The 19,334-nt window shown below is 61.9% G+C and carries 19 protein-coding genes; 7 read left to right on the top strand and 12 right to left on the bottom strand.

What is annotated here, in order from left to right:
- Positions 1-96: 96 nt before the first annotated feature.
- Positions 97-582, bottom strand: coding sequence for a PAS domain-containing protein (locus HBA54_RS18685; RefSeq protein ID WP_167227424.1), 486 nt, complete (start codon positions 580-582; stop codon positions 97-99).
- A gap of 247 nt (positions 583-829) precedes the next feature.
- On the opposite strand from HBA54_RS18685, the gene HBA54_RS18680 reads away from it, so the two are divergent.
- From HBA54_RS18680 to HBA54_RS18650, 7 genes are all read left to right on the top strand, one after another.
- Positions 830-1,723 carry a LysR family transcriptional regulator gene (locus tag HBA54_RS18680; protein ID WP_167227422.1) on the top strand — a complete coding sequence of 298 codons (894 nt, stop codon included), beginning with the start codon at positions 830-832 and terminating at the stop codon, positions 1,721-1,723.
- Positions 1,724-1,807: 84 nt separating this feature from the next.
- Complete coding sequence (locus tag HBA54_RS18675) at positions 1,808-2,683, top strand: putative hydro-lyase (protein WP_167227420.1); 876 nt, start codon at positions 1,808-1,810, stop codon at positions 2,681-2,683.
- Between the two features lie 29 nt (positions 2,684-2,712).
- Entirely contained in the window at positions 2,713-3,765 is a 1,053-nt protein-coding gene (locus HBA54_RS18670) for a TRAP transporter substrate-binding protein (protein WP_167227418.1), read from the top strand.
- Positions 3,766-3,797: 32 nt separating this feature from the next.
- Positions 3,798-4,346 (top strand): TRAP transporter small permease subunit, encoded by a 549-nt coding sequence (locus tag HBA54_RS18665; RefSeq protein WP_167227416.1) that lies wholly within the window; start codon positions 3,798-3,800, stop codon positions 4,344-4,346.
- Entirely contained in the window at positions 4,343-5,623 is a 1,281-nt protein-coding gene (locus HBA54_RS18660) for a TRAP transporter large permease (RefSeq protein WP_167227414.1), read from the top strand. The genes HBA54_RS18665 and HBA54_RS18660 overlap by 4 nt, the downstream gene beginning before the upstream one ends.
- Positions 5,624-5,659: 36 nt before the next feature.
- On the top strand, positions 5,660-6,337 hold the full coding sequence (locus HBA54_RS18655; RefSeq protein WP_167227411.1) for a DUF2848 domain-containing protein: 678 nt from the start codon (positions 5,660-5,662) through the stop codon (positions 6,335-6,337).
- A 21-nt stretch (positions 6,338-6,358) separates the two neighbouring features.
- Entirely contained in the window at positions 6,359-7,642 is a 1,284-nt protein-coding gene (locus HBA54_RS18650; RefSeq protein ID WP_167227409.1) for an amidase, read from the top strand.
- Positions 7,643-7,670: 28 nt separating this feature from the next.
- Here HBA54_RS18650 and HBA54_RS18645 read toward each other — a convergent pair whose 3' ends face one another.
- The 11 genes from HBA54_RS18645 to HBA54_RS18595 form a co-directional block, all read right to left on the bottom strand.
- Entirely contained in the window at positions 7,671-8,531 is an 861-nt protein-coding gene (locus HBA54_RS18645; RefSeq protein ID WP_167227408.1) for an urea carboxylase-associated family protein, read from the bottom strand.
- 355 nt (positions 8,532-8,886) lie between these two features.
- Entirely contained in the window at positions 8,887-10,053 is a 1,167-nt protein-coding gene (locus tag HBA54_RS18640; protein ID WP_322096071.1) for an ABC transporter substrate-binding protein, read from the bottom strand.
- A 145-nt stretch (positions 10,054-10,198) separates the two neighbouring features.
- Positions 10,199-12,277: a caprolactamase subunit alpha gene (gene capA / locus HBA54_RS18635; protein WP_167227406.1), complete on the bottom strand. Its 2,079-nt coding sequence runs from the start codon at positions 12,275-12,277 to the stop codon at positions 10,199-10,201.
- Between the two features lie 81 nt (positions 12,278-12,358).
- A complete protein-coding gene (gene capB / locus HBA54_RS18630; protein ID WP_167227405.1) occupies positions 12,359-14,119 on the bottom strand; it encodes a caprolactamase subunit beta in 1,761 nt (586 codons plus the stop codon).
- A gap of 48 nt (positions 14,120-14,167) precedes the next feature.
- The gene (locus HBA54_RS18625; protein WP_167227404.1) at positions 14,168-15,232 is read right to left on the bottom strand and encodes a CobW family GTP-binding protein; all 1,065 of its coding nucleotides are present in this window, start codon (positions 15,230-15,232) and stop codon (positions 14,168-14,170) included.
- 3 nt (positions 15,233-15,235) lie between these two features.
- A complete protein-coding gene (locus HBA54_RS18620) occupies positions 15,236-15,568 on the bottom strand; it encodes a hypothetical protein (protein WP_167227403.1) in 333 nt (110 codons plus the stop codon).
- Positions 15,569-15,654: 86 nt separating this feature from the next.
- On the bottom strand, positions 15,655-16,575 hold the full coding sequence (locus HBA54_RS18615; protein WP_167227402.1) for a polysaccharide deacetylase family protein: 921 nt from the start codon (positions 16,573-16,575) through the stop codon (positions 15,655-15,657).
- 16 nt (positions 16,576-16,591) lie between these two features.
- Entirely contained in the window at positions 16,592-16,885 is a 294-nt protein-coding gene (locus HBA54_RS18610; protein WP_167227401.1) for a cupin domain-containing protein, read from the bottom strand.
- A complete protein-coding gene (locus tag HBA54_RS18605) occupies positions 16,878-17,468 on the bottom strand; it encodes a biotin transporter BioY (RefSeq protein ID WP_167227400.1) in 591 nt (196 codons plus the stop codon). Before HBA54_RS18605 ends, HBA54_RS18610 begins: the two co-directional genes overlap by 8 nt.
- 27 nt (positions 17,469-17,495) lie before the next feature.
- The gene (locus HBA54_RS18600; protein ID WP_167227399.1) at positions 17,496-18,467 is read right to left on the bottom strand and encodes a 5-oxoprolinase subunit C family protein; all 972 of its coding nucleotides are present in this window, start codon (positions 18,465-18,467) and stop codon (positions 17,496-17,498) included.
- Complete coding sequence (locus HBA54_RS18595; RefSeq protein ID WP_167227397.1) at positions 18,457-19,332, bottom strand: 5-oxoprolinase subunit B family protein; 876 nt, start codon at positions 19,330-19,332, stop codon at positions 18,457-18,459. Before HBA54_RS18595 ends, HBA54_RS18600 begins: the two co-directional genes overlap by 11 nt.
- Positions 19,333-19,334: the final 2 nt, after the last annotated feature.

Raw genomic sequence — 19,334 nt, 5'->3', positions numbered from 1 at the left:
GCAATCGACAGATAACATCTGACGTTTGAAGCAGCGCGACGGGCGACGTCAGGCCGATCCGATTGATGTGATGGCTCGGCCGTCCGTAAAAGCGCGTTAAGGCAGGCGCTCGTCTTCGCGCGCCACGACAAAGAGCAGACGATCGACCATCCCGGCGGGGTCACAGAACGCAAAGGCGGCGCGAAACACCTGGACAAACTCGCGGCCTTCGCAGGGTAAGGGCGCATGGGAAAACAAAGGGCCCGAACCGGCGATCAACTGATCGATTTCCGCTTTACGTTCAACCAGCGCCTGCTTGGGGAGATCCTGGCCGAATGTCTTGCCTTGATAGTCGCGACCGAACAGCTCGGTACAGCCGGTGCCACAGATCGCGTAACTCCAGGACTGCGCCAAGGCCGGGTCGGCATCGCTGTCCCGCTTCAGCAACAAAACCCAAGGCAGCAAGTCCTTGTGCTGCGCCGGGTCGAAGGCCGACCAGGGCAGCGAAGAGCCCCCGTTGGATGCCAGGGTCCAGAAGGCAGCAAAGGCCGCCACCGGATGGGTCTCCGGAACATCCAATACGGAGATCTGCTGATAGGACATTCTAAATCAATCTACAGTTGTTTTGCATACCCGAATGTGATCCGAGGATGGTAAACATTTCATAAAGAAAACCGGGGCGCCAAGATCGGCCCCCTGTCGGTTCCATGTCGGTCCGGCGACAATCAACGGCCTGCCCGATGCCCCGCCAGACCTGATACAGTAGTGGTTTCGGTCGGCAGAACCGTCTGACCGCCAGGTAGAAACACGCCAGCATTCGGGCCAAGATTTAGGCCAAGATTTGGAACGTATGTTCGAACTACGCGACATTGAGATCCTGAACGACATTGTCCAGGCAGGGGGCTTTCGGGCAGCCGCACAGAAACACGACATATCCCAATCGGCCATCTCCTCGCGGATTGCCGCACTCGAAAAGCGGCTTGGGATCGCGCTGTTCGATCGCAGTAACCGCCGGGTCCGGCTGACGCCGGCGGGCCGCCGTTTTTTGGAAGAGGCAGAGCGGCTGATCGTCGCCCGCGACCGCATCGTCCAGGAGATAACGAAACCCGGCAGCCTCAGCGGAACGATCCGCATCGGCGTTGCCGAGACGATCGTGCATACGATTCTGTCCGATATGCTGAACAAGCTGAAGAGCGACCACCAGAAGGTTCGCTTCGAACTCTCGGTCGATACCTCCGAGCAGCTTTCCAACGCACTCGCCGATGACCGCATCGATGTCGCGATCCTGCTGCAGGATTCGGTACCGCGGGGGGCGACGGCCAGCCCCCTGACGCCTGTCGCTCTTGACTGGTACTGCGCCGATATGATGGCCCTGCCCGCCCACCTGCTTTCGCTACGGGAATTGATCGGCCATTCCATCGTGACCTTCCCCAAATCCACGACGCCCTATCGGGAACTGGAAACGCAGCTTTCCGCGCCCGATATTCCGCAGCCGGATCTGCACGGCTGTGCCTCGCTCTCGACCATTATCCACTTGGTCAGTGACGGATTCGGCATCGGCATCCTACCGATCCTGATGGCGGAGGGCGAAGTTCGGCGCGGGAAATTGAAGCAGATCCCAACCTGCGAAGCCGCCAGACTCAATGCCCTGCGTTTCGCCGTGGCCTACATGCCCGCAAGAAACCGCGAGGTGGGGGAAACAGTTACCGCAGCCGCGAAACTGTTTGATCGTAATGATCTGTAAAATCGATCATAAAATTATTATTACGATCCATTGACAAGATCGTTTGGTTCGCTCTTGAATGTCCTGAACAGGGATAAGAGCGACATGAATGCGCTTGAGGCCAATTTGACAACCAACGCCGCCACCGATCTGTCCGCGCTGTCTCCACAGGCGCTGCGGAGAGAGATTCGCAGCGGTCACTCACCCGGACCGACTGCCGGTTATGCACCGGGCTTCCTGCAGGGCAACCTGGCAATCCTGCCGGAAAGCTATGCAGCGGACTTCCTGCGTTACTGCATGAACAATCCCAAGCCCTGTCCGTTGATCGGCATGTCCGAGGCCGGATCGCCCCTGGTCCCCGCGCTTGGCGACGATCTGGACATCAGAACCGACCTGCCGGCCTATCGGGTCTTTTCCGCCGATGGCAGCTATCGCAGCCTGGTGGACCTGAAGGAAGTCTGGCGGGACGATCTGGTTACCTTCGTGCTGGGCTGCTCTTTCTCTTTCGAAGCGGCCATAGAGCGGGCCGGCCTACCGCTTCGTCATCTGCAGGCCGGGCGGAATGTGCCGATGTACGTCACAACGCTGGAGACGAAGGCGGCGGGCGCCTTTCACGGCCCGCTGGTCGTTTCCATGCGGGCCTTCAAGCCTGCACACGCAATTCAGGCCGTGCTTCTGTCCGACCGCTTTCGTCTCGCACACGGCGCGCCGGTTCATATCGGCGATCCGGCACAGATCGGTATCAAAGATCTGATGCAGCCGGAGTTCGGCGATGCCCCGGTTCTGGAACCAGGCGACATCCCGGTCTTCTGGGCCTGCGGCGTGACGCCTCAAGCCGCCATCGCCAATGCCGCCACCGATCTTGCCATTACCCATGAGCCGGGATGCATGCTGGTCACGGATATCAGAACCGATGCGGCCGAGTTTGTTCTCGGTGCGGCTTACTTTGATGCGACGGCGGGCACCACAAACGCCGCCTAGGCCCGATACCAACCGAAGGGGAATTCACCATGACACTATCATTCAGCCGTCTTTTAGCTGTACCGGCAATGGCTGTCGCCATGACAGCGGCACCGGCAGTTGCGCAAGACATCTCGGTCGTCGGAAGCTGGAGCGGCCTGCCGCTGCACAAGCAGTACGAAAACCCGTTCTGGAGCAAGACGCTGCCGGAGGCCTCCAACGGCGCAATCGCGGTCCAGATTACCACTCATGACCAGATGGGCATCAAAGGCGGCGATGTCTTCCGCCTGCTGAGCGACGGCGTGTTCGATGTCGGCATGACGGTTGCCGACTATGCGGTCGCCGACGCCCCGGAGCTGGAGGGCCTCGACGTGCCCCTGGTCGCCACCACAGCCGATCAGGCCCGCGCCATGGTCGATGCGGCAAGGCCGATGGTCGCCGACATCTACAAAGACCGTTTCAACGCCAAGCTCCTGGCCATCGCGCCCTATCCGCCGCAGGTCGTTTTCTGCAAGGGCGCAGTCGCCTCGCTCGGCGACCTGAAGGGTAAAAAGGTACGCGGCTCCGGCCGGATGACGATCAAGCTTCTCGAAGCCCTGGGCGCCGAGGGCGTCAATGTCGGCTTCGCCGAGGTACCCGGCGCCCTGGAAAGAGGCGTGATCGACTGTGCCGTCACCGGCGCCGGTTCCGGCTACAATGCCGGCTGGTGGGAAGTATCCGATCATCTGATGCCGATACCGCTTGGCGGCTGGGATTCGGTCGTAACTGCCATGAACATGGACAAATGGGACAGCCTGTCATCTGAAACACAGACGCTGATCCAGGCTCAGATCAAGGACGGGCTGGAAACGCCGGCCTGGGAAACGGCGGAGGGTGCGCTGGCCACGGACATCGCCTGTCTGACCGGCAACGGGGACTGCCCGCTGGGCAAGGCCGCCGGCATGACCCTGGTGAGCGTCAGCGACGCGGATGAGGCCCAGGCCAGGTCGATTCTGACCGAGACGGTGCTGCCGGAGTGGGCCGAACGCGCCGGCGACGATTGGGCCAGGCGCTGGAACGATAGCGTCGGCAAAACGGTCGGCGTTACAATCCCGCTGAAATAGGCTGAGAGCAATGCGGCGGAGGGCCTTTCTCGATGATCGATAACATCCTCATGGCCCTCCGTCACATCAACCGGCGGATCGCCCTGGTCGTCGGCGCCGTACTCGTCGTGACCATCGTCTTCATTCTGCTCGACATCACGCTGCGCCAGTTCGGCGCTTCCTTCGGCGGCTCGGAAGAGATTTCCGGATACGTCATGGCCGGTGTCGCCAGTTGGGGGCTGGCCTTTGCCCTGATGGAACAGGCCCACGTCAGAATCGACTTCGTCCGGCTGAGGTTCCGTTCCAGGGGAAGGGCGCTGATGGATCTCATCGCAATCCTCGCCCTGGCAGCAACCTCAAGCGTTATCGCCATCCATGCCTGGACGGTTCTGAGCAAGACCTTGGTGCGCGGATCGACGGCGAATACCTTTCTTGAAACCCCACTTTGGATTCCGCAGTCGGTCTGGTTCTCCGGCTGGGTCTGGTTCGCGGTCTCCTCCTGCCTGATGGCCCTGCTGACCGCCACGCTTCTGTTGAAACGCGACCTGAAGCGGCTGGACAGTATCGTGGGAACCCGCGGCGAGACGGAGACAGAGGTATGATCTGGGCGGTGACCGTCGGGCTTCTGGGCCTGCTTTCCCTGTCGATTCCCGTCGGCATCGTCCTGTTCCTGCTGGGCTTCGGCATCGATCACTTTTTTTCACCGCTCCCCCTGATACGCGGGCTCGGACAGGTGGTCTGGTCGTCGTCCAGCTCCTCCACCCTGATCGCCATCCCCTTCTTTGTCTTCCTTGGGGAGATTTTCGTTCGCGGCGGTATTGCCGAGCGCACCTATGCCTCGCTCGACAAGTGGTTTTCCTGGATGCCGGGGGGATTGATCCACGCCAATATCGGAACAGCGACCGTGTTTTCCGCGACCTCCGGCTCATCGGTCGCCACTGCCGCCACCGTTGCAACCGTCGCGATGCCGCAGGCCGAGAAGCTCGGCTACGACCCGCGCCTTTTTTCCGGCGCCATCGCCGCCGGCGGCACGCTCGGCATCATGATCCCGCCGTCGATCAATCTCATCGTCTATGGCTTCCTGACGGAGACATCGATCCCCCAGCTGTTTCTCGCCGGTCTGCTGCCCGGGCTGCTGATGGCCGCCGCCTTCATGGCGGTGACAATGCTGATCTGCAAAGCAAAACCGGAACTCGGCGGCGCACAGCGCAGCTTTTCCTGGCGCGAGCGCTTTGCGAGCCTGACTCAGCTGGGGCCGATCCTGCTGCTCTTTCTCGTCGTCATCGGCTCCATCTATGCCGGCTGGGCGACCCCGACGGAATCAGCCGCTGTCGGTGTTGCCATCGCCTTTACGATCACCCTGGCGAGCGGCGGCGTGAACGCCACAATGATGCGCGACTGCCTCTATGGCACGATCCGCATCACGGCGATGATCATGCTGGTCATCACCGGCGCCTACTTCCTGAACTTCACCCTGGCCTCCGCCGGCCTGGGCCGGCAGTTGCAGGAGCTGCTCACCGGCCTCGGCCTGGGCGCCTATGGGACACTGCTTTTTGTCATCGCGCTTTACATCGTGCTCGGCTTTTTCATCGAAACCCTGTCCCTGATGGTCGCCACGATCCCCATCGTCGTGCCCATTGTCATCGGCTTCGGCTTCGACAAGGTCTGGTTCGGCATCCTGATGATCGTGTTGATCGAGATGGCGCTGATCACGCCCCCTGTCGGCCTGAACCTCTACGTCGTACAGGGCGCGCGAAGATCGGGGACGCTATCCGATGTCATGATCGGCGCCATCCCCTTTGTTCTGGTCATGCTGGTGATGGCGGCGCTGCTGGTCATCGAGCCACGCCTGGCCTTGTTCCTACCGTCGAGCCTCTGAGGCTCCCTCCCCCTCGAAACTCCCCAGGACCCCTTCATGCGTTTTAGCTGCGGCAACGACCTGCTTGATATCGACGTTAACCATTGCATTGTGGCCGGCTGGACCGGCCGCGACCCGGCTGCGATCCAGCACCATGTGGACGAGTTGGCACAGATCGGCGTGGCGCCGCCGTCGGCGGTGCCGCTCTACTACCGGGTTTCCTCCAGCCTCCTGACCCAGGCATCGGTGATCGAGGTCGTTGGGCCCGGCACTTCCGGCGAGGTCGAGCCCTTACTGATTCAACAGCAAGGGGCTCTCTACCTGGGCCTTGCGTCCGACCACACGGACCGCGACCTGGAGGCGCACTCCGTCGCCCTGTCCAAGCAGGCCTGCGCCAAACCCGCAGCCACTGCTCTCTGGCGCTTCGAAGGGGTGGCGGGCCACCTCGACGACATCATGCTGAATTCCTGGATCCGTGAAGGCGATGGTGACGCCTGGGTACCCTATCAAAGCGGCAGCCTGGGCGCGATCCGACCACTCGCCGACCTGATAGAGGGCTCCGGGATAACGGCGGCCGCATCCGACAGTGCAGCGGCCATGCTTTGCGGCACCCTCGGTGTGTCGAGCGGCGGCGTCCGCTCGGCAAGCGCCTTTCGCATGGAACTGAAGGACCCGGTCCTTGACCGCTCGATCACACATGCCTACGACATTGTCACATTGCCGATCATCGCCTGATCGGCGGGAAAGGGCCAAACCATGGGACAGCTCGTCGCAAAGGCCGAAGCCGCCATCGCGAAAGTAACGGCGCTCGGCGAAAAGGCCTCGGCGATCTTCGTCGAGTTCACGCCGGCGCGTATCCTGGCCGATGCCGAGCGCGTCGAGAAACTGGCTGCGAAGGCCGGCGGCAGGCTTCCCCTGGAAGGCCTGCTGGTTTCGGTGAAGGATCTCTACGACGAGGCCAGCCAACGCACGACAGCCGGCTCGCGGCTGCTCCAGGACAGAGATACGGCTACACAGGACTGCCCCATCGTGGACCGGATCAAGGCGGCCGGCGGAATTCCCTTCGGCCGCACCAGCATGAGCGAATTCGCCTTCTCCGGCGTCGGCCTCAACCCGCACCACGGCACGCCCGGCAATGTCTTCGACGAGGACCGCATCCCCGGCGGCTCCACCTCCGGCGGCGCGCTCTCGGTCGCGCTCGGCCTCTGCGACATCGCCCTGGGAACGGATACCGGCGGTTCGGTGCGCATCCCTGCCGCCGTCAACGGCCTCTATGGGTTCAAGCCCAGCCAGGATGCGGTGCCGGCCGAAGGTATTCATCCGCTGGCCCCCACCTTCGATACCGCCGGGCCGTTGGCGGCAGACCTGGAAACCACGGTCCGCGCCTATGCGGTGATGAGCGCCAGCGAAGCGTCGATCACGCCCGCACCGGCAGCAAGACGCCTTGCGCTGCCGCTGGGCGCCTTCGTCAACGACCTGGACACGGCAACGGCGCGCCACTTCGAGGCCGCCGCCGCGGCGCTCGAAAAGGCCGGCCATCGCCTGGAGGAACTTGATCTCGGGTTTCTGCAGGACGCCATCGGCGTCAACCGCATCATCGTCCCCGTTGAGGCCTACAGGATTTATAACCAGGACCTGGAAAGGCTGGAGACCCTCGGCGACCCTCGAGTGCTGAAACGCATTCGATTTGGCGAAACCCTGTCCACCGCCGAGATCGAAGAGGCTTATGGGTTACGCGCCGAAACCGTCCGGCGCTTCGATGCCGCGCTTGCCGGCTACGACGCGCTGATCGCCCCCACCTTGCGGACCGAGCCCCCGACCATCGCGGAGACCGAGGCGGAGTTCGACCGCTGCAACGCGGCGATGCTGCGCAACACCTCCCTGCTCAATCTTGCTGACGCCTGTGCCCTGTCGATGCCTTTGCGCAAGACGGCGGATCAACCGGGCGACCGCCCCGGCGCCCTCATGCTGGCTGCCCCGAAGGGACAGGACTGGCCTCTGCTGGACCTGGCAAGGCAGCTCGACGCACTGGATCTTTGAACCGACCACGGCGTCGACCGGGCCAAGCTCAAACCCCGTGGCTGCCGGAATAGGCCGGCAGCGCCGACATCGGCAGGCCCGCCAGCGCCTCGGCTTTGGCTTTGTAGACCTCAACGCGCAGCGGGAAACAACGCGCTTCCTCGCTGGAATGGCTGGTACCGCAGTCGCCACCGGGACAGGCGGAAAGCGCCCCAAGCAGATCCATCTCAGCAAAGAACTCAAGATAGTCGCCGGTTCGTGCCGGACTGGCCTTCATGAAGTACTGATGGGTATCGGCCGTAAATCCGGTGCACATGAAGACATTGAGGACGTCATGGACGTGCTTCTCGGCCTCGTCCAACGCCAGCCCGGTCTTCGCGGCCAAGGCCCTGGTGAAGTTGGAGTGACAACAGTGATGGTAGTCGGTTCCGTTCAGCAGCTTGTTCGTGTAGGGGTCGCAGCGCGTGCCGATGACGTCATGCACGCTGCCGCCATCGCCATCCCATCCATACCAGTCCAGCGTATCCTGCGTGATTGTCGCCATGGGACGCAGATGGGGAAGATTGCTCCAAAGCCTGTCCCCGACACTCACATGGGTACCATGCAGGGCCCTGGTTTTGCCGCTGAAGAAGCGCTCGCCAAGGTCGTTGGCATTCCACAGGTTCAGATCGCCGACCTGTGAGCCATCCGAACAGACGATCCTGAAAAAATGCCCCGACGGCACCTCGAACGTGGCCGCGTCTCTCGGCTGGACAAAGACCTCATGAATCAGGGTGAGTTCCTGCCTTGCGCGCCCATAAAGCGCGCTGTCGAAGGCGGGCAGGTTGTCTATCGGGTAGCAGACCACCGGGCGAATGGACCGGCGTTCCGCCGCATCTGACGGGGGCGAATTCTGGGGGGATAGCTTCATGAACAGGTCTTTCTTCGGGTTCTCACGACGTACCGGCACCCGCTTACGCGCGGGCAGGGCTGACTGTCAAAACTTGAAACGGGGTTCTGGAAGGCAGGCAAGTCCAATGCCGGCAGAAAACGCGCTTCCCCACCATCGGCCCCATTCTTGTCTAGATCGGATCATGTTTTGACGGAACCACTTCGTGGTTGCGCCAAAACATGTGAATCCGATCGCCATCAAACAGTTAGAGCAGATTCACCCGGTCGATGGGTCGCCTTCGGCGATTCCATCCGACCGGGATCTGCTCTAGGGGACCATTCCAGCAAATATTGCCGATTGGAAACAGCCCTTTATCGGGAACTTGGAAAAACGGCTATGCTTTCCGGCGGAACCCTGACGTGCCATTCCCGGCCGTGAGTTCCTGCCAGCGTCGGACAAGATAGTTATGCTCATCCATGATGGAGTTCCAGACACCGATATTGGCGAAACGCTGCCAATAGGACCCACCGTTCCGGGATTCGCCGGCCCGCACGACGACCTTGCCATCCGGCCCCGGCAGATCGCAGGCGGCGACTTTGCCCATGTACCAATAGTCCCACTCGTCATCCGAAAGATGTTCGCGAATCCGCTCCGGAACCGAAAAGTAATATCCCTGCCGCGCCATCATCGCACCGGCCCAGCCGGACATCCACCAGTTGAGGTATTCGTACACCGCCTCAAGCGTCCGCCCTTCTGTGCGTGAAGAGATGCACATCCCGCCCTGCCAGGCGCGATAGCCTTGCTTGGGGGCCGCGTAGCGAACCGGTATGCCACGCCCTTTGAGTCGCATCACACTTGGCGACCACATGCTTTCTATCGCGACATCACGCCGGGCCATAAGCTCGTCGGCTTCGGCGAAGGAATTCCAAAACGCCTTGAAGTATCCGGTCTTCTTTCTCTCCAGCAGGATATCGATGAGGCAGTCGATCTCCTGCAGCGTCATGTTTCCGATATCGTTGAACGCCATCAGGCCCTGTGCCTCGGCGGCGAGCGCGGCATCGATGACACCGATCGCCGGGTCGTTGACCAGCGCGACCTTGCCGCGCCAGCGCTCGTCCAGCAACCAGCCCCAACTCTCCGTTTCGTAAGGAACGCCGGCCGCCACTTCTTCCAGGTTGTAGCCGAAGCTGTCTACGTTATGGGCCCCCGGCAGCATACTGATCTTGCCGTTGGGCGACGGCCCGAGCCCGCGTCCCGGATGGACATACAGCCGGTTCACCGGATTGTCGCCATGCCCGAAGCGCGCCTCAGGGGTAAGCCGCCCTTCCTTGGCCAGGGTGTTGACCTCGTTCCAGAGATCGATGCGGCTGACATCGATGGGTTGTATGGCGCCGGAAAGCCACAACAGCTCAACACTATGAAACCATTGATCGTAGACGTCGTAGCAGTCCGGCCGCATCACCCCTTTTGCCTGCGCCGCTACACCATCAAGGGCTTCATACTCCAGTACGATGCCAAGATCTTCTTCGGCCTTTTCTCTTACCTGCTCGATCAGCGTCACGCCGGTCCCCAGCACCCGAAGGACCGGTTTGCCTGCCGTGCGGACGTTCGGCGCTACCGGTTTGCTCTTTTCGCGCGGCTTTACCACCCGCCCCTCTTCTCAGAAGGCGCGCGCCTTCGATCGCTCCGGGTTACCGCCTGCATCGTCAAGCCTTTCGTCTGAGCACGTAGGAACCGCTCTCATGCAACAGGGCCTGCCAGTGCGGTTCGATCACAATCGTCGTGGTAACCTCCTCGATCACCGCCGGTCCGTCGACTTCGTCTCCGGCCCCGAGCCTCTCGCCGTCATACACCGGACAGTCGACAGCCTTGCCATCGTTGGAAAAGATCATCGGCCGCTGGGATTTCAGGGCGCCTGCAGCACCGGCACCATCGCCCAGATGCGGCGGGTTCGGCTTTTCGACACGGCCGTAGATCGTGCTTTCGATATTTACCACCTCCACCGCATTGTGGCGTTCGGAATAAGTGTAGAGCTGCTCATGGCGTTGGTGAAAAGCCTCCTTCACCTGATCGGCGGTTTCACCGGTGATATCAAAATTTCCGATATCGACGGTACATTCATGGACCTGGCCGACGTAGCGCATATCCATGCTGCGCCTGACGTCGATGTCGGCACGTGCAAAACCATCGGCTTCCAGATGGGCGACCCCCTGCTCTTCAATCTCTGCAAAGAGGTCGTTCAACTGCCCGAACGTAGCGTCACCCTCGAAGCGATGGGGTGCCGAGGCCATATAGTTGTACTTCACGTCGGATATGACCTGGCCAAAGGCGCAGAGGCCCGAGGCCAGCTTGGGCACCAGGACGCTGTCGATCCCCATCTCGCGCGCCAGGGCCGTGATGTGGGCCGCCCCCGCGCCGCCGGCCGCGACAAGCACGAAATCGCGCGGATCGAAGCCGCGTTCCACCGACACCCGGCGAATACCGTTGACCATGTTGTTGTTCACGATGGTGAAGATACCATAGGCGGCCCGCTCGACGGAAATCTCCAGGGGATCGGCGACACGCTGCTTTATGGCAGCATAGGCTTTGTCACGGTTCAACTGCATGCGGCCGCCGAGCAGCGCGCCGGGATTGACGTATCCCAGCACGATGTTGGCATCGGTGACGGTCGGCTCGGTACCTCCCTGGCCGTAGCAGACAGGGCCCGGATCGGCCCCGGCGCTCTGCGGTCCCACCTGCAGAAGCCCCATATCGTCGATCCAGCCGATCGAGCCGCCGCCGGCCCCCAGAGTTTCCACCTGGATCATCGGCACCCCGATGCGGTAGCGCAGGAAATCGATGTTCTTGTTGAGGTTGGTGTTGCCGTCCTTGGTCAGGGTTATGTCGAAGGAGGTGCCACCCATATCGACGGTGATGACGTTCTTCTGGTCGAAGGGATCGGAGACGAAGAGCCCCGCCTGCGGCGCAGAAGCCGGGCCGGAGTTGATGGCGTAAACCGAGCGGTCGGTCATCGCACCGCCGATGGCAAGGCCGCCATTCGACTGAAAATAACGCACCGGATACTTGGCGCCGTGATCGGCGAAATAGCGGTCCACCGAGTCCACGTAGCGCTTCAGGGTCGGCCCGAGATAAGCATTGGTCACCGCCGTCGAGGTGCGCGTGTACTCGCGGACCTGGGGGTAGAGCTCACTCCCGACCGTCAGGAAGCTCCCCGGCATCATCTCGCGGACGATCTCCGCCGCACGCCGCTCATGCGCCGGATTGAGCACCGACCACAGCAGGGATATGGCAACCGCCTCCACTCCCTCTTCCAGGAAGAGGGTACAGGCCGCCCGTACATCTTCTTCGACGAGTGCGGTCCTTACACTGCCGTTCGACAGCACGCGTTCGCGAACGCCGCGGCGAAGGTAGCGCGGCACCAGCATCTGTGCCGGCGGGTATTCGGCATCGTAGCGATAGCCGTCTTCCTTGTGGCCGAGCCGGATCTCCAAGGAGTCTTCATGCCCCGCCGTGCAGATCAGGCCGGTTTTCGCACCCTTGTGCTGGATCAGGGCATTGAGGCCAACGGTCGTGCCGTTGATGCAGAGATCGCACTGGGAAATGATCTCTTCCTGCTTCAGGCCGAGACCTTCGGCCATCAGCGACAGCCCGTTCTCAATCGCCTTCGTCGGATCCTCAGGTGTGGACAGGGTCTTGAAAAGGCTGACATTTCCGGCATCACCGGCCAGCACGAAGTCCGTGAACGTGCCGCCCGCATCGACACCCAGACGATATTTAGTACGCATAACCAAACCCTCCCCTTACCGGATTCCAGCCCGGGCCTTGATCCCTGCCTGTCGGTTTTGTTGTAACTGCCTGGTGCAACGTCATTGCGCCGCCACCAGATCGGCCCGCAGGCTGTCGGTCGCCGCCCGGTCGATCTCAAGCCCTTCCGCATCCTTGATGACGACGCCGTAGTCCTGGCGCGCGCCTTCGATCGACACGAGCTGGTTTTTCACGTCGTGCAGAACCTTCTCGACCGGCCGCTCAAAGGGATTGCCGTAGCCGCCGCCGCCCGGGTTCATGTTGGCCGCCCGCTCGCCCGGATTGATCGTCTCAATGACGTTGGTCTTGATCAGATCGACCCTGTCTTCGCGGCTGATCTCGATGCGCCCGACCTTGGGTTCGGTCATCTGAGACTTCGCCCCCGCCGCGCCGACGGCTGGAATACGCCGCCCCTCGCCGAAGGTTATGAAGGTCATCGGTTTGTCGATCGGCTCGACCTCCCAACAGGTGCCGGAGCCGCCGCGATATTTGCCGGCACCCCCAGAATCGGTCATCAGGCTGTAGCGGTGAATGATGATGGGGTAGGAGTATTCGAGCAGCTCGACATCGCCGGAGGTCAGCGCCCCGAAGCAGCACTCCGGCCCGCAGGCGTGCCAGCCGTCCTGCTGCGGCGTGGCACCGGCCCCGGAGATGATGGAGGCCAGCACCATGGTGACGTACTCCTCATCGTGGCGGGTGTCCCAACCGGCGATGTTGCAGCCGTTGGCATGGCCCCAGGAGGCCGAGACGAGATCCGGCACCGCCTGCTCGAAGGCCAGGCGAACCGCATCGGTCAGGGTTTCCATCGGGGTCGTCGTACAGTTCATGTGGGGTGCCGGTTCCTTTGCGTTGCAAAGGGTGCCCTTGGGGCCCATGTCGACCGATACGCAGCGGTAGAGGCCCTCGTTATAGGGCGGCGGCAGCTGCGCGAACATCATCACACCCAGATAAACGCCGGAATAGGAATTGCCCTCGTAGGAATTGATGAAGTAGGGCACCTGGGGCGGGCTATCGATCTTGATGTGGCAGTTGTCATCCTCGATGGTCACCGTCGCGGTGATCTCCATGTCGCCGAGTCCATGGCCGGCGTCTTCGACGATGGCCGTTCCGCTATAGGTCCCGTCCGGCACTTTTTTCATCAGCGTCCGCATCTGGCGGTCCGCCATGCCCATCAGCTCGTCGATACAGGCGCGCACTTCCTCCAGGCCGTACTTGTCGAGCAGGGCGATGAGGTTGCGCTCACCGACCTGCACGGCACCCAGCTGCGCGTTGAAGTCGCCTTCCTGGTCCCGGCGCGCCCGCAGGTTCGTCAGGATCATGTTCATCACGTCGTAGCGTTTCACACCCTTGTCGAAAATCTTGACCGGGGGAATCCGCAGGCCCTCCGCATAGAGCTCCTTGGCATCCGGGTTGTAGCCCGCGGGTACCGGGCCGCCGATATCGGTAAGATGGCCCTTGCAGACGGCCCAGAAAACCAGCTCGCCCTTGTAGAACACCGGCTTGTACATGCAGGTGTCGATCATGTGCGAGCCCATGTAGGCCGGATCGTTGTGCATCAGCACGTCGCCGGGGTGGATGTCGTCACCGAAGTAGCCGGCAACGCATTTCATCGCCGGGATCAGCGAGCCGAGGTGGATGGGAATATCCTGCCCCTGCATGATCATCTCCGGGACGTGATTGAAGATCGCATTGGAATAGTCGTGCGCCAGATTGAAGACGCTCGACCTTGCGGTGTTTTCCAGCGCCACGGTCATCTCGCGCTGTGTCGTCTCCAGAACGCCACGAACCACTGATAGTGTAATCGGGTCGACTTTCTTCGCCATGATCTTGCTCCTGAAAGTTCATCCCGGCGCGAATGCCGTCGCCGGGGTTTACGCCGCGTCGTTTTTTCTATCGAGATCGCCTGCCAAAGCGTTGAAGGCGGAGAGCGAATCGGCGATCTCCGCCTTGGCGATATCCCGGACGATGAAGACGATGCGCGACCGCCTGTCGTCGTCCGGCCAGTTCTTCATGTGCACAGGGGAATGCACGATATGCTGAACGCCGTGAATCACCACCGGCGTGGCCACCCCCACGACATTGAGTATGCCCTTCACCCGCAGCACGTCCTCGCCCCTGCTTTGCAGGAGCATGGTCAGCCAGATGCCGAAGGCGGTCCAATCCATCGGTTTGTCGAAAGTCAGGGCGAATGCCGTAATCCGCTTGTCGTGACGGTTCACGTCATGACGATGCGGCTTGCCACGATCATCGCCCTCGTCATGCCGGCTCGCCTCAAGCCAAAGCTCTATTTCCCGTAGCTTGTGATTTTCGTCATGAACGTCCTGGGCCAACAGCAGGGCGGGATCGACCGGGCCGTCAGCGGCCTCGATCACCGGCACCATGGGGTTGATCCGCCTGATCGCCTCGCGGGCCTTCTTCACTTTGCCCGGCTTGGCCAGGTCGGTCTTGGTCAGGACGATCCGGTCGGCGACCGCGATCTGCTTCACCGATTCCGGCTGCCGGCGCAAGTGCAGCCGGGCGTTCACCGCATCGACCGTGGCGATCACATTGCCAAGGCGGAAGTGATGACGGATCACGCTTTCCGAGGTGATGGTCGACAAAATCGGCGCCGGATCGGCCAGGCCCGTGGTTTCGATCACCAGGCGCCGAAAGGCTGGAATCTCACCGCATTCCCGGCGTGAGTAAAGATCGCGGATCGCGTCTTTCAGATCCCCCCTGATGGTGCAGCAGATGCAACCGCTCTGCAGCAGCAGGGTGTTCTCGTCGATTTCCTCAAGAAGGTGGTGATCCAAGCCGATTTCGCCGAATTCGTTGATCAGAACGGCCGTATCGGCAAAGGCGTCGGAGGTCAGCAGGCGCTGCAGCAGCGTGGTTTTCCCGCTGCCCAGAAAGCCGGTGATGATGTTGACCGGAATATGATCAGACGCGCCGGTCATCGCTTACTGCCCCGCCGTCTGGTTGCGAAGGCGTGCCAGAACCGCCGGGTCCGTCGGATCGAGCGGGCGCCCGATCATCTGCTCCGCCGCCGGCCAGACCGCCATCAGGTTGTCGACGATTTCGGTTTTGCCGGTGCGGCTGCTCAGAATGAACGATTGGCCCTGCCAGTCATCGAGGCGCAGGGCATAGATCTTCAGGATCTCGTTGATCAGTTTCACCCGGCGAAAGCGTTCCTGCCGCCGCGGCCTGACGGCGCTCTGCCCGCCAAAGGTTTCCGGGCTGGCCGACATGTCGGTCCAGTGATCCTCTCCCAGAAGTCCGCATAGGCTGCACATGGCTAAGGTTGCTTTCCCGCTTGGTAATCCGCAGGCGCAGCCGGAGAGGCGGAGGCCTCCCCGACCGCCTGCAGACAGACGGCCTGCTATTTCTTTCTGCCCCGGCCCTTCGCCGCTGCCTTACCCCTTTTCTTGCGCGGGGAGCGGCGGGCGAAATCATCGGCGATCTCGTCGAAGGTCAGGAACTTCACGCCCGGATGGCGAATGATGTAGTTGTAGAGACGCTCCAGCATCATCAGAACCTGCGGGCGGCCCGACACGTCCGGATGGATGGTCATGGTGAACACCCCATAGTCCATCTCGCGATAGACCCAGTCGAACTGGTCGCGCCACATTTCCTCAAGATGACGCGGATTGACGAAGCCATGGCTGTTCGGCGCCTTTTTGATGAACATCATCGGTGGCAGATCGTCGAGGTACCAGTTCGCGGGGATCTCGATGAGATCGGTTTCCGTGCCGCGGACCAGCGGTTTCATCCAGTCCTTAGGTTTTTTCGAGTAGTCGATCTTCGTCCAGCTGTCCCCGACCCGTACATAGTAGGGTGAGAAGTCATTGTGCATCAGACTGTGGTCGTACTTAATGCCCTTCTTCAGCAGCAATTCGTTACTGACGGGGCTGAACTCCCACCAGGGCGCCACATAGCCGGTGGGTCGCTTGCCGGAGAGTTTGGTGATCACGTCGATGCACTTGTCCATCACCGCCTCTTCCTGCTCCGGCGTCATGGCGATGGGATTCTCGTGGGAATAGCCGTGCATTCCGACCTCATGGCCGGCCTGCACCACAGCCTTCATCTCTTTGGGAAAGGTCTCCACCGAGTGGCCGGGGATGAACCAGGTCGTCTTGATGTTCAGGCGGTCGAAAAGCTCAAGCAGGCGCATGGACCCGACTTCGCCCGAGAACAGGCCCCGGGAGATGTCATCGGGCGAGTCCTCGCCCCCGTAGGATCCGAGCCAGCCGGCAACAGCATCGACATCGACACCGAACGCGCAGAGAATTTCCTTGGCCATCTGTCTGATCTCCTTGTTATTTCTTGATCTCGACTTCGACGAAAACGAAGTCGTATTCGTTGGCGTTGATGACGTCATGTTCGACGCCGGCAGAGCGGGCGTAGGATTGGCCGGCGGTGAGCTTGGCCGTCGACTCGCCCTCAGGGCCCTTCAACAGCAGGTTGCCGGTGGTCATCGGCACCACGACGTAGTCCATCTCGTGCCGGTGATAGCCGGTGGCCGCACCGGGCGGGAAGCGCCACTCCGTAACCTTGACGCTGTCGTCGTCGACCTGAACCGTGGGCCTGGCCCGGGGGCGCTCCTCAAGCATGGCCACCTCCCGAGAAACGGCGCACGGCCCGCCATGCCAGGGGTATGAGCGCCGTCGCCAGCATGATCTTCACGGCGTCCGCCAGAAGGAAAGGCAGCACGCCAAACTGCACGGCCTTCTCGATCCCGATGAAACCCGCGAGCCAGGCGGCACCGAGGGCATAGATCACCGCCATGCCCGCCAGCATCGCCGCCGCCGTGGTAAGCGGATGCCTGTCCCATCGGCGCTCGGCGAGCTTGCCCACCAGCACCGCCGCAATAACGAAACCGGCAAGATAACCGCCGGTCGGGCCGGTCATATAGGCGAGACCCAGCCCCTTCTCCGGCGTTCCCGCAAAGACCGGCAGGCCAACAGCGCCCTGGAGGAGGTAGAGACCCAGCGTGGCGAGAGCGAGGCGTGGGCCCAAAGCCATCCCGATGGTCAGCACCACCAGCGTCTGCATGGTCATCGGTACCGGCCAGAACGGCACCTGCAGCTTGCTCGACAGGGCGAGCAACAGGGACCCGGCGATGACCGCAGTCAACTTGAAGACCAGAGAGTCGTTCCTTTGCGGCCAGAGGGCCGAAACCAGAACAGAGTGCATTTCTATTCGCTCCTCATTCTTTCCGGGCTAGCTCAGCGCCGCCCGAACCTTCTCGAGCAGCAACCGCCGCTCCTTTCGTGCTTCCAGGGCCGCCGCCATATCGACCCGGACAAAGCGCGTCGCCGTGTGCGGCTGCAGCTGGCCGATGAAATCCATGTCCGCCGAGATCACCGCACCCAGCGTGAAGTAACCGCCGCCCGAAACCGCATCGCGGTGCAGGACAATCGGTTCCGTTCCCCCCGGCACCTGTATGGAGCCGTAGGGATAGCAACCGTCGACGATATTGGAGGGGTCCGAACCGGCGCCGAAGGGCTGCTCGCGCTCCTCGAACTGGATCGGCCGGCCACCCCGGAAGCGATAGCCCATACGGTCCGCCTCCGGCGCCACTTTCCATTCGTCGTCGAAGAAGTCGCGCCCGGACTGCTCGGTGATCAAACGCCAGTACAGCCCCGGCAGCACCCTGAGTGCCGCAGGCGCGCCCGGCATGCGGCGCAAGCCTTCGGGAATGCTGCGCCCCTCCGCTGCGCCGCCGCCCTCACCCAGGGGCACGATGTCACCGATCGCCAGGGGGCGGCCTTCAACACCGCCAAGCGCACCGATCGGATAGGTGGAGCGGCTGCCCAGCGCGAGCGGCGTGGCGATTCCGCCGGAGATGGCGATATAGATGCGCGCGCCGGTCTTCAAATAATCGAAGGTCAGCAACTGACCGGCACGCACCTTGAACGCCGTCCAACCCGGCTTCTCCTCGCCGTCCACACGAACCGGCATATCGGCCCCGGTAACGGCAACCGTCGCATCGATCTCGAATTCAAGCTGCGGACCCAGGAAAACGCATTCCAGTGCCGCTGCGCCCTCATCGTTGCCGACCAGAAGGTTGGCCGCACGAAGCGCAAAGCGATCCATCGCCCCGGAGATCGGAATGCCCAGATGGAAATACCCAGGGCGGCCGAGATCCTGGACGGTGCTCAAAAGGCCCGGATTGATGACTTTAAACGCCATGGAGGGCCTCCATCAGTTTTGCGTTGTAGCCGTCGATATCCGCGTTGAAGGCGTTGAGATCGAAGGCGACTTCCTTGATGAGGGGCTCGTAGCGGTTGGCCTCGACATCGGCCAGGGTCGCGTCGTACTCCGCCCGGTCGATCGGTTTCCATTTCACGATGTCGCCGGGACTGAAGAACACCATGAAGTCGCGCAGGTATGAAGTCGCCTGGGCCGGGTCATATATGGTCATCGGCGTGATGCCGAACATCTGGTACCCGCCGGCCCCCCGCACCGAGTAGATGCAGGAGAAACAGCCGCCGTAACCCACGGTCTGCTTGGGTGTGTCGGTACGCGGGCGCAGATACTTCGGTACCTCGAGCTGACGCGCCCGCTCCACAAGCTGATAGAGGAACGGCAGACCCGCCACGAAACCGACCATCGACACGAACCAGGGTGAGGAGTGGTGAGCGGTGATGAAATCGGCGGCGCTGTCATAGCCGTTGATCCGCGCCGCATAATCCAGATCCGTTCCCTCCGGGTCCTGATGGCGCTCGCGAAAGCGCATCAGCGTCTCATGGGTCCAGGGATCCTGATAGAACACCGGGATCTCAATGATGCGGGTGTTCAGGCGCTTCTCGGCTTTCTCGGCAACTTTTTCCAGGGCCTTCAGCTCGGTCAACATATCGTCCGGCTTGATCCGGTCGGGATCGAACTTGACCTGAAAGCTGGCATTGGCCGGGCAGACCTCGGTTACGCCGTCGATCTGCGCGGCGCGTACCGCATTGGTCATGGAAAGGCTTTTGAAGAACGCATCGAGCGACATCTCTTCGTCCATCTCGACGAAGATGTGCTCGTCTCCTCCGAAGGTGTATCTGGTTTTCATCG

The organism is Pelagibius litoralis, assembly GCF_011683915.1.
In the GTDB taxonomy this organism is placed as follows: Bacteria; Pseudomonadota; Alphaproteobacteria; order Kiloniellales; family Kiloniellaceae; genus Pelagibius; species Pelagibius litoralis.
The sequence above is the reverse complement of the archived record's forward strand: the minus strand, read 5'-3'. Positions and strand labels throughout refer to the sequence as shown.

Bases quoted from the DNA above. Each gene is read 5' to 3' on its own strand.
- HBA54_RS18685 (WP_167227424.1), bottom strand. From the start codon at position 582: ATGTCCTATCAGCAGATCTCCGTATTGGATGTTCCGGAGACCCATCCG.
- HBA54_RS18680 (WP_167227422.1), top strand. From the start codon at position 830: ATGTTCGAACTACGCGACATTGAGATCCTGAACGACATTGTCCAGGCA.
- HBA54_RS18675 (WP_167227420.1), top strand. From the start codon at position 1,808: ATGAATGCGCTTGAGGCCAATTTGACAACCAACGCCGCCACCGATCTG.
- HBA54_RS18670 (WP_167227418.1), top strand. From the start codon at position 2,713: ATGACACTATCATTCAGCCGTCTTTTAGCTGTACCGGCAATGGCTGTC.
- HBA54_RS18665 (WP_167227416.1), top strand. From the start codon at position 3,798: ATGATCGATAACATCCTCATGGCCCTCCGTCACATCAACCGGCGGATC.
- HBA54_RS18660 (WP_167227414.1), top strand. From the start codon at position 4,343: ATGATCTGGGCGGTGACCGTCGGGCTTCTGGGCCTGCTTTCCCTGTCG.
- HBA54_RS18655 (WP_167227411.1), top strand. From the start codon at position 5,660: ATGCGTTTTAGCTGCGGCAACGACCTGCTTGATATCGACGTTAACCAT.
- HBA54_RS18650 (WP_167227409.1), top strand. From the start codon at position 6,359: ATGGGACAGCTCGTCGCAAAGGCCGAAGCCGCCATCGCGAAAGTAACG.
- HBA54_RS18645 (WP_167227408.1), bottom strand. From the start codon at position 8,531: ATGAAGCTATCCCCCCAGAATTCGCCCCCGTCAGATGCGGCGGAACGC.
- capA (WP_167227406.1), bottom strand. From the start codon at position 12,277: ATGCGTACTAAATATCGTCTGGGTGTCGATGCGGGCGGCACGTTCACG.
- capB (WP_167227405.1), bottom strand. From the start codon at position 14,119: ATGGCGAAGAAAGTCGACCCGATTACACTATCAGTGGTTCGTGGCGTT.
- HBA54_RS18625 (WP_167227404.1), bottom strand. From the start codon at position 15,232: ATGACCGGCGCGTCTGATCATATTCCGGTCAACATCATCACCGGCTTT.
- HBA54_RS18620 (WP_167227403.1), bottom strand. From the start codon at position 15,568: ATGTGCAGCCTATGCGGACTTCTGGGAGAGGATCACTGGACCGACATG.
- HBA54_RS18615 (WP_167227402.1), bottom strand. From the start codon at position 16,575: ATGGCCAAGGAAATTCTCTGCGCGTTCGGTGTCGATGTCGATGCTGTT.
- HBA54_RS18610 (WP_167227401.1), bottom strand. From the start codon at position 16,885: ATGCTTGAGGAGCGCCCCCGGGCCAGGCCCACGGTTCAGGTCGACGAC.
- HBA54_RS18605 (WP_167227400.1), bottom strand. From the start codon at position 17,468: ATGCACTCTGTTCTGGTTTCGGCCCTCTGGCCGCAAAGGAACGACTCT.
- HBA54_RS18600 (WP_167227399.1), bottom strand. From the start codon at position 18,467: ATGGCGTTTAAAGTCATCAATCCGGGCCTTTTGAGCACCGTCCAGGAT.
- HBA54_RS18595 (WP_167227397.1), bottom strand. From the start codon at position 19,332: ATGAAAACCAGATACACCTTCGGAGGAGACGAGCACATCTTCGTCGAG.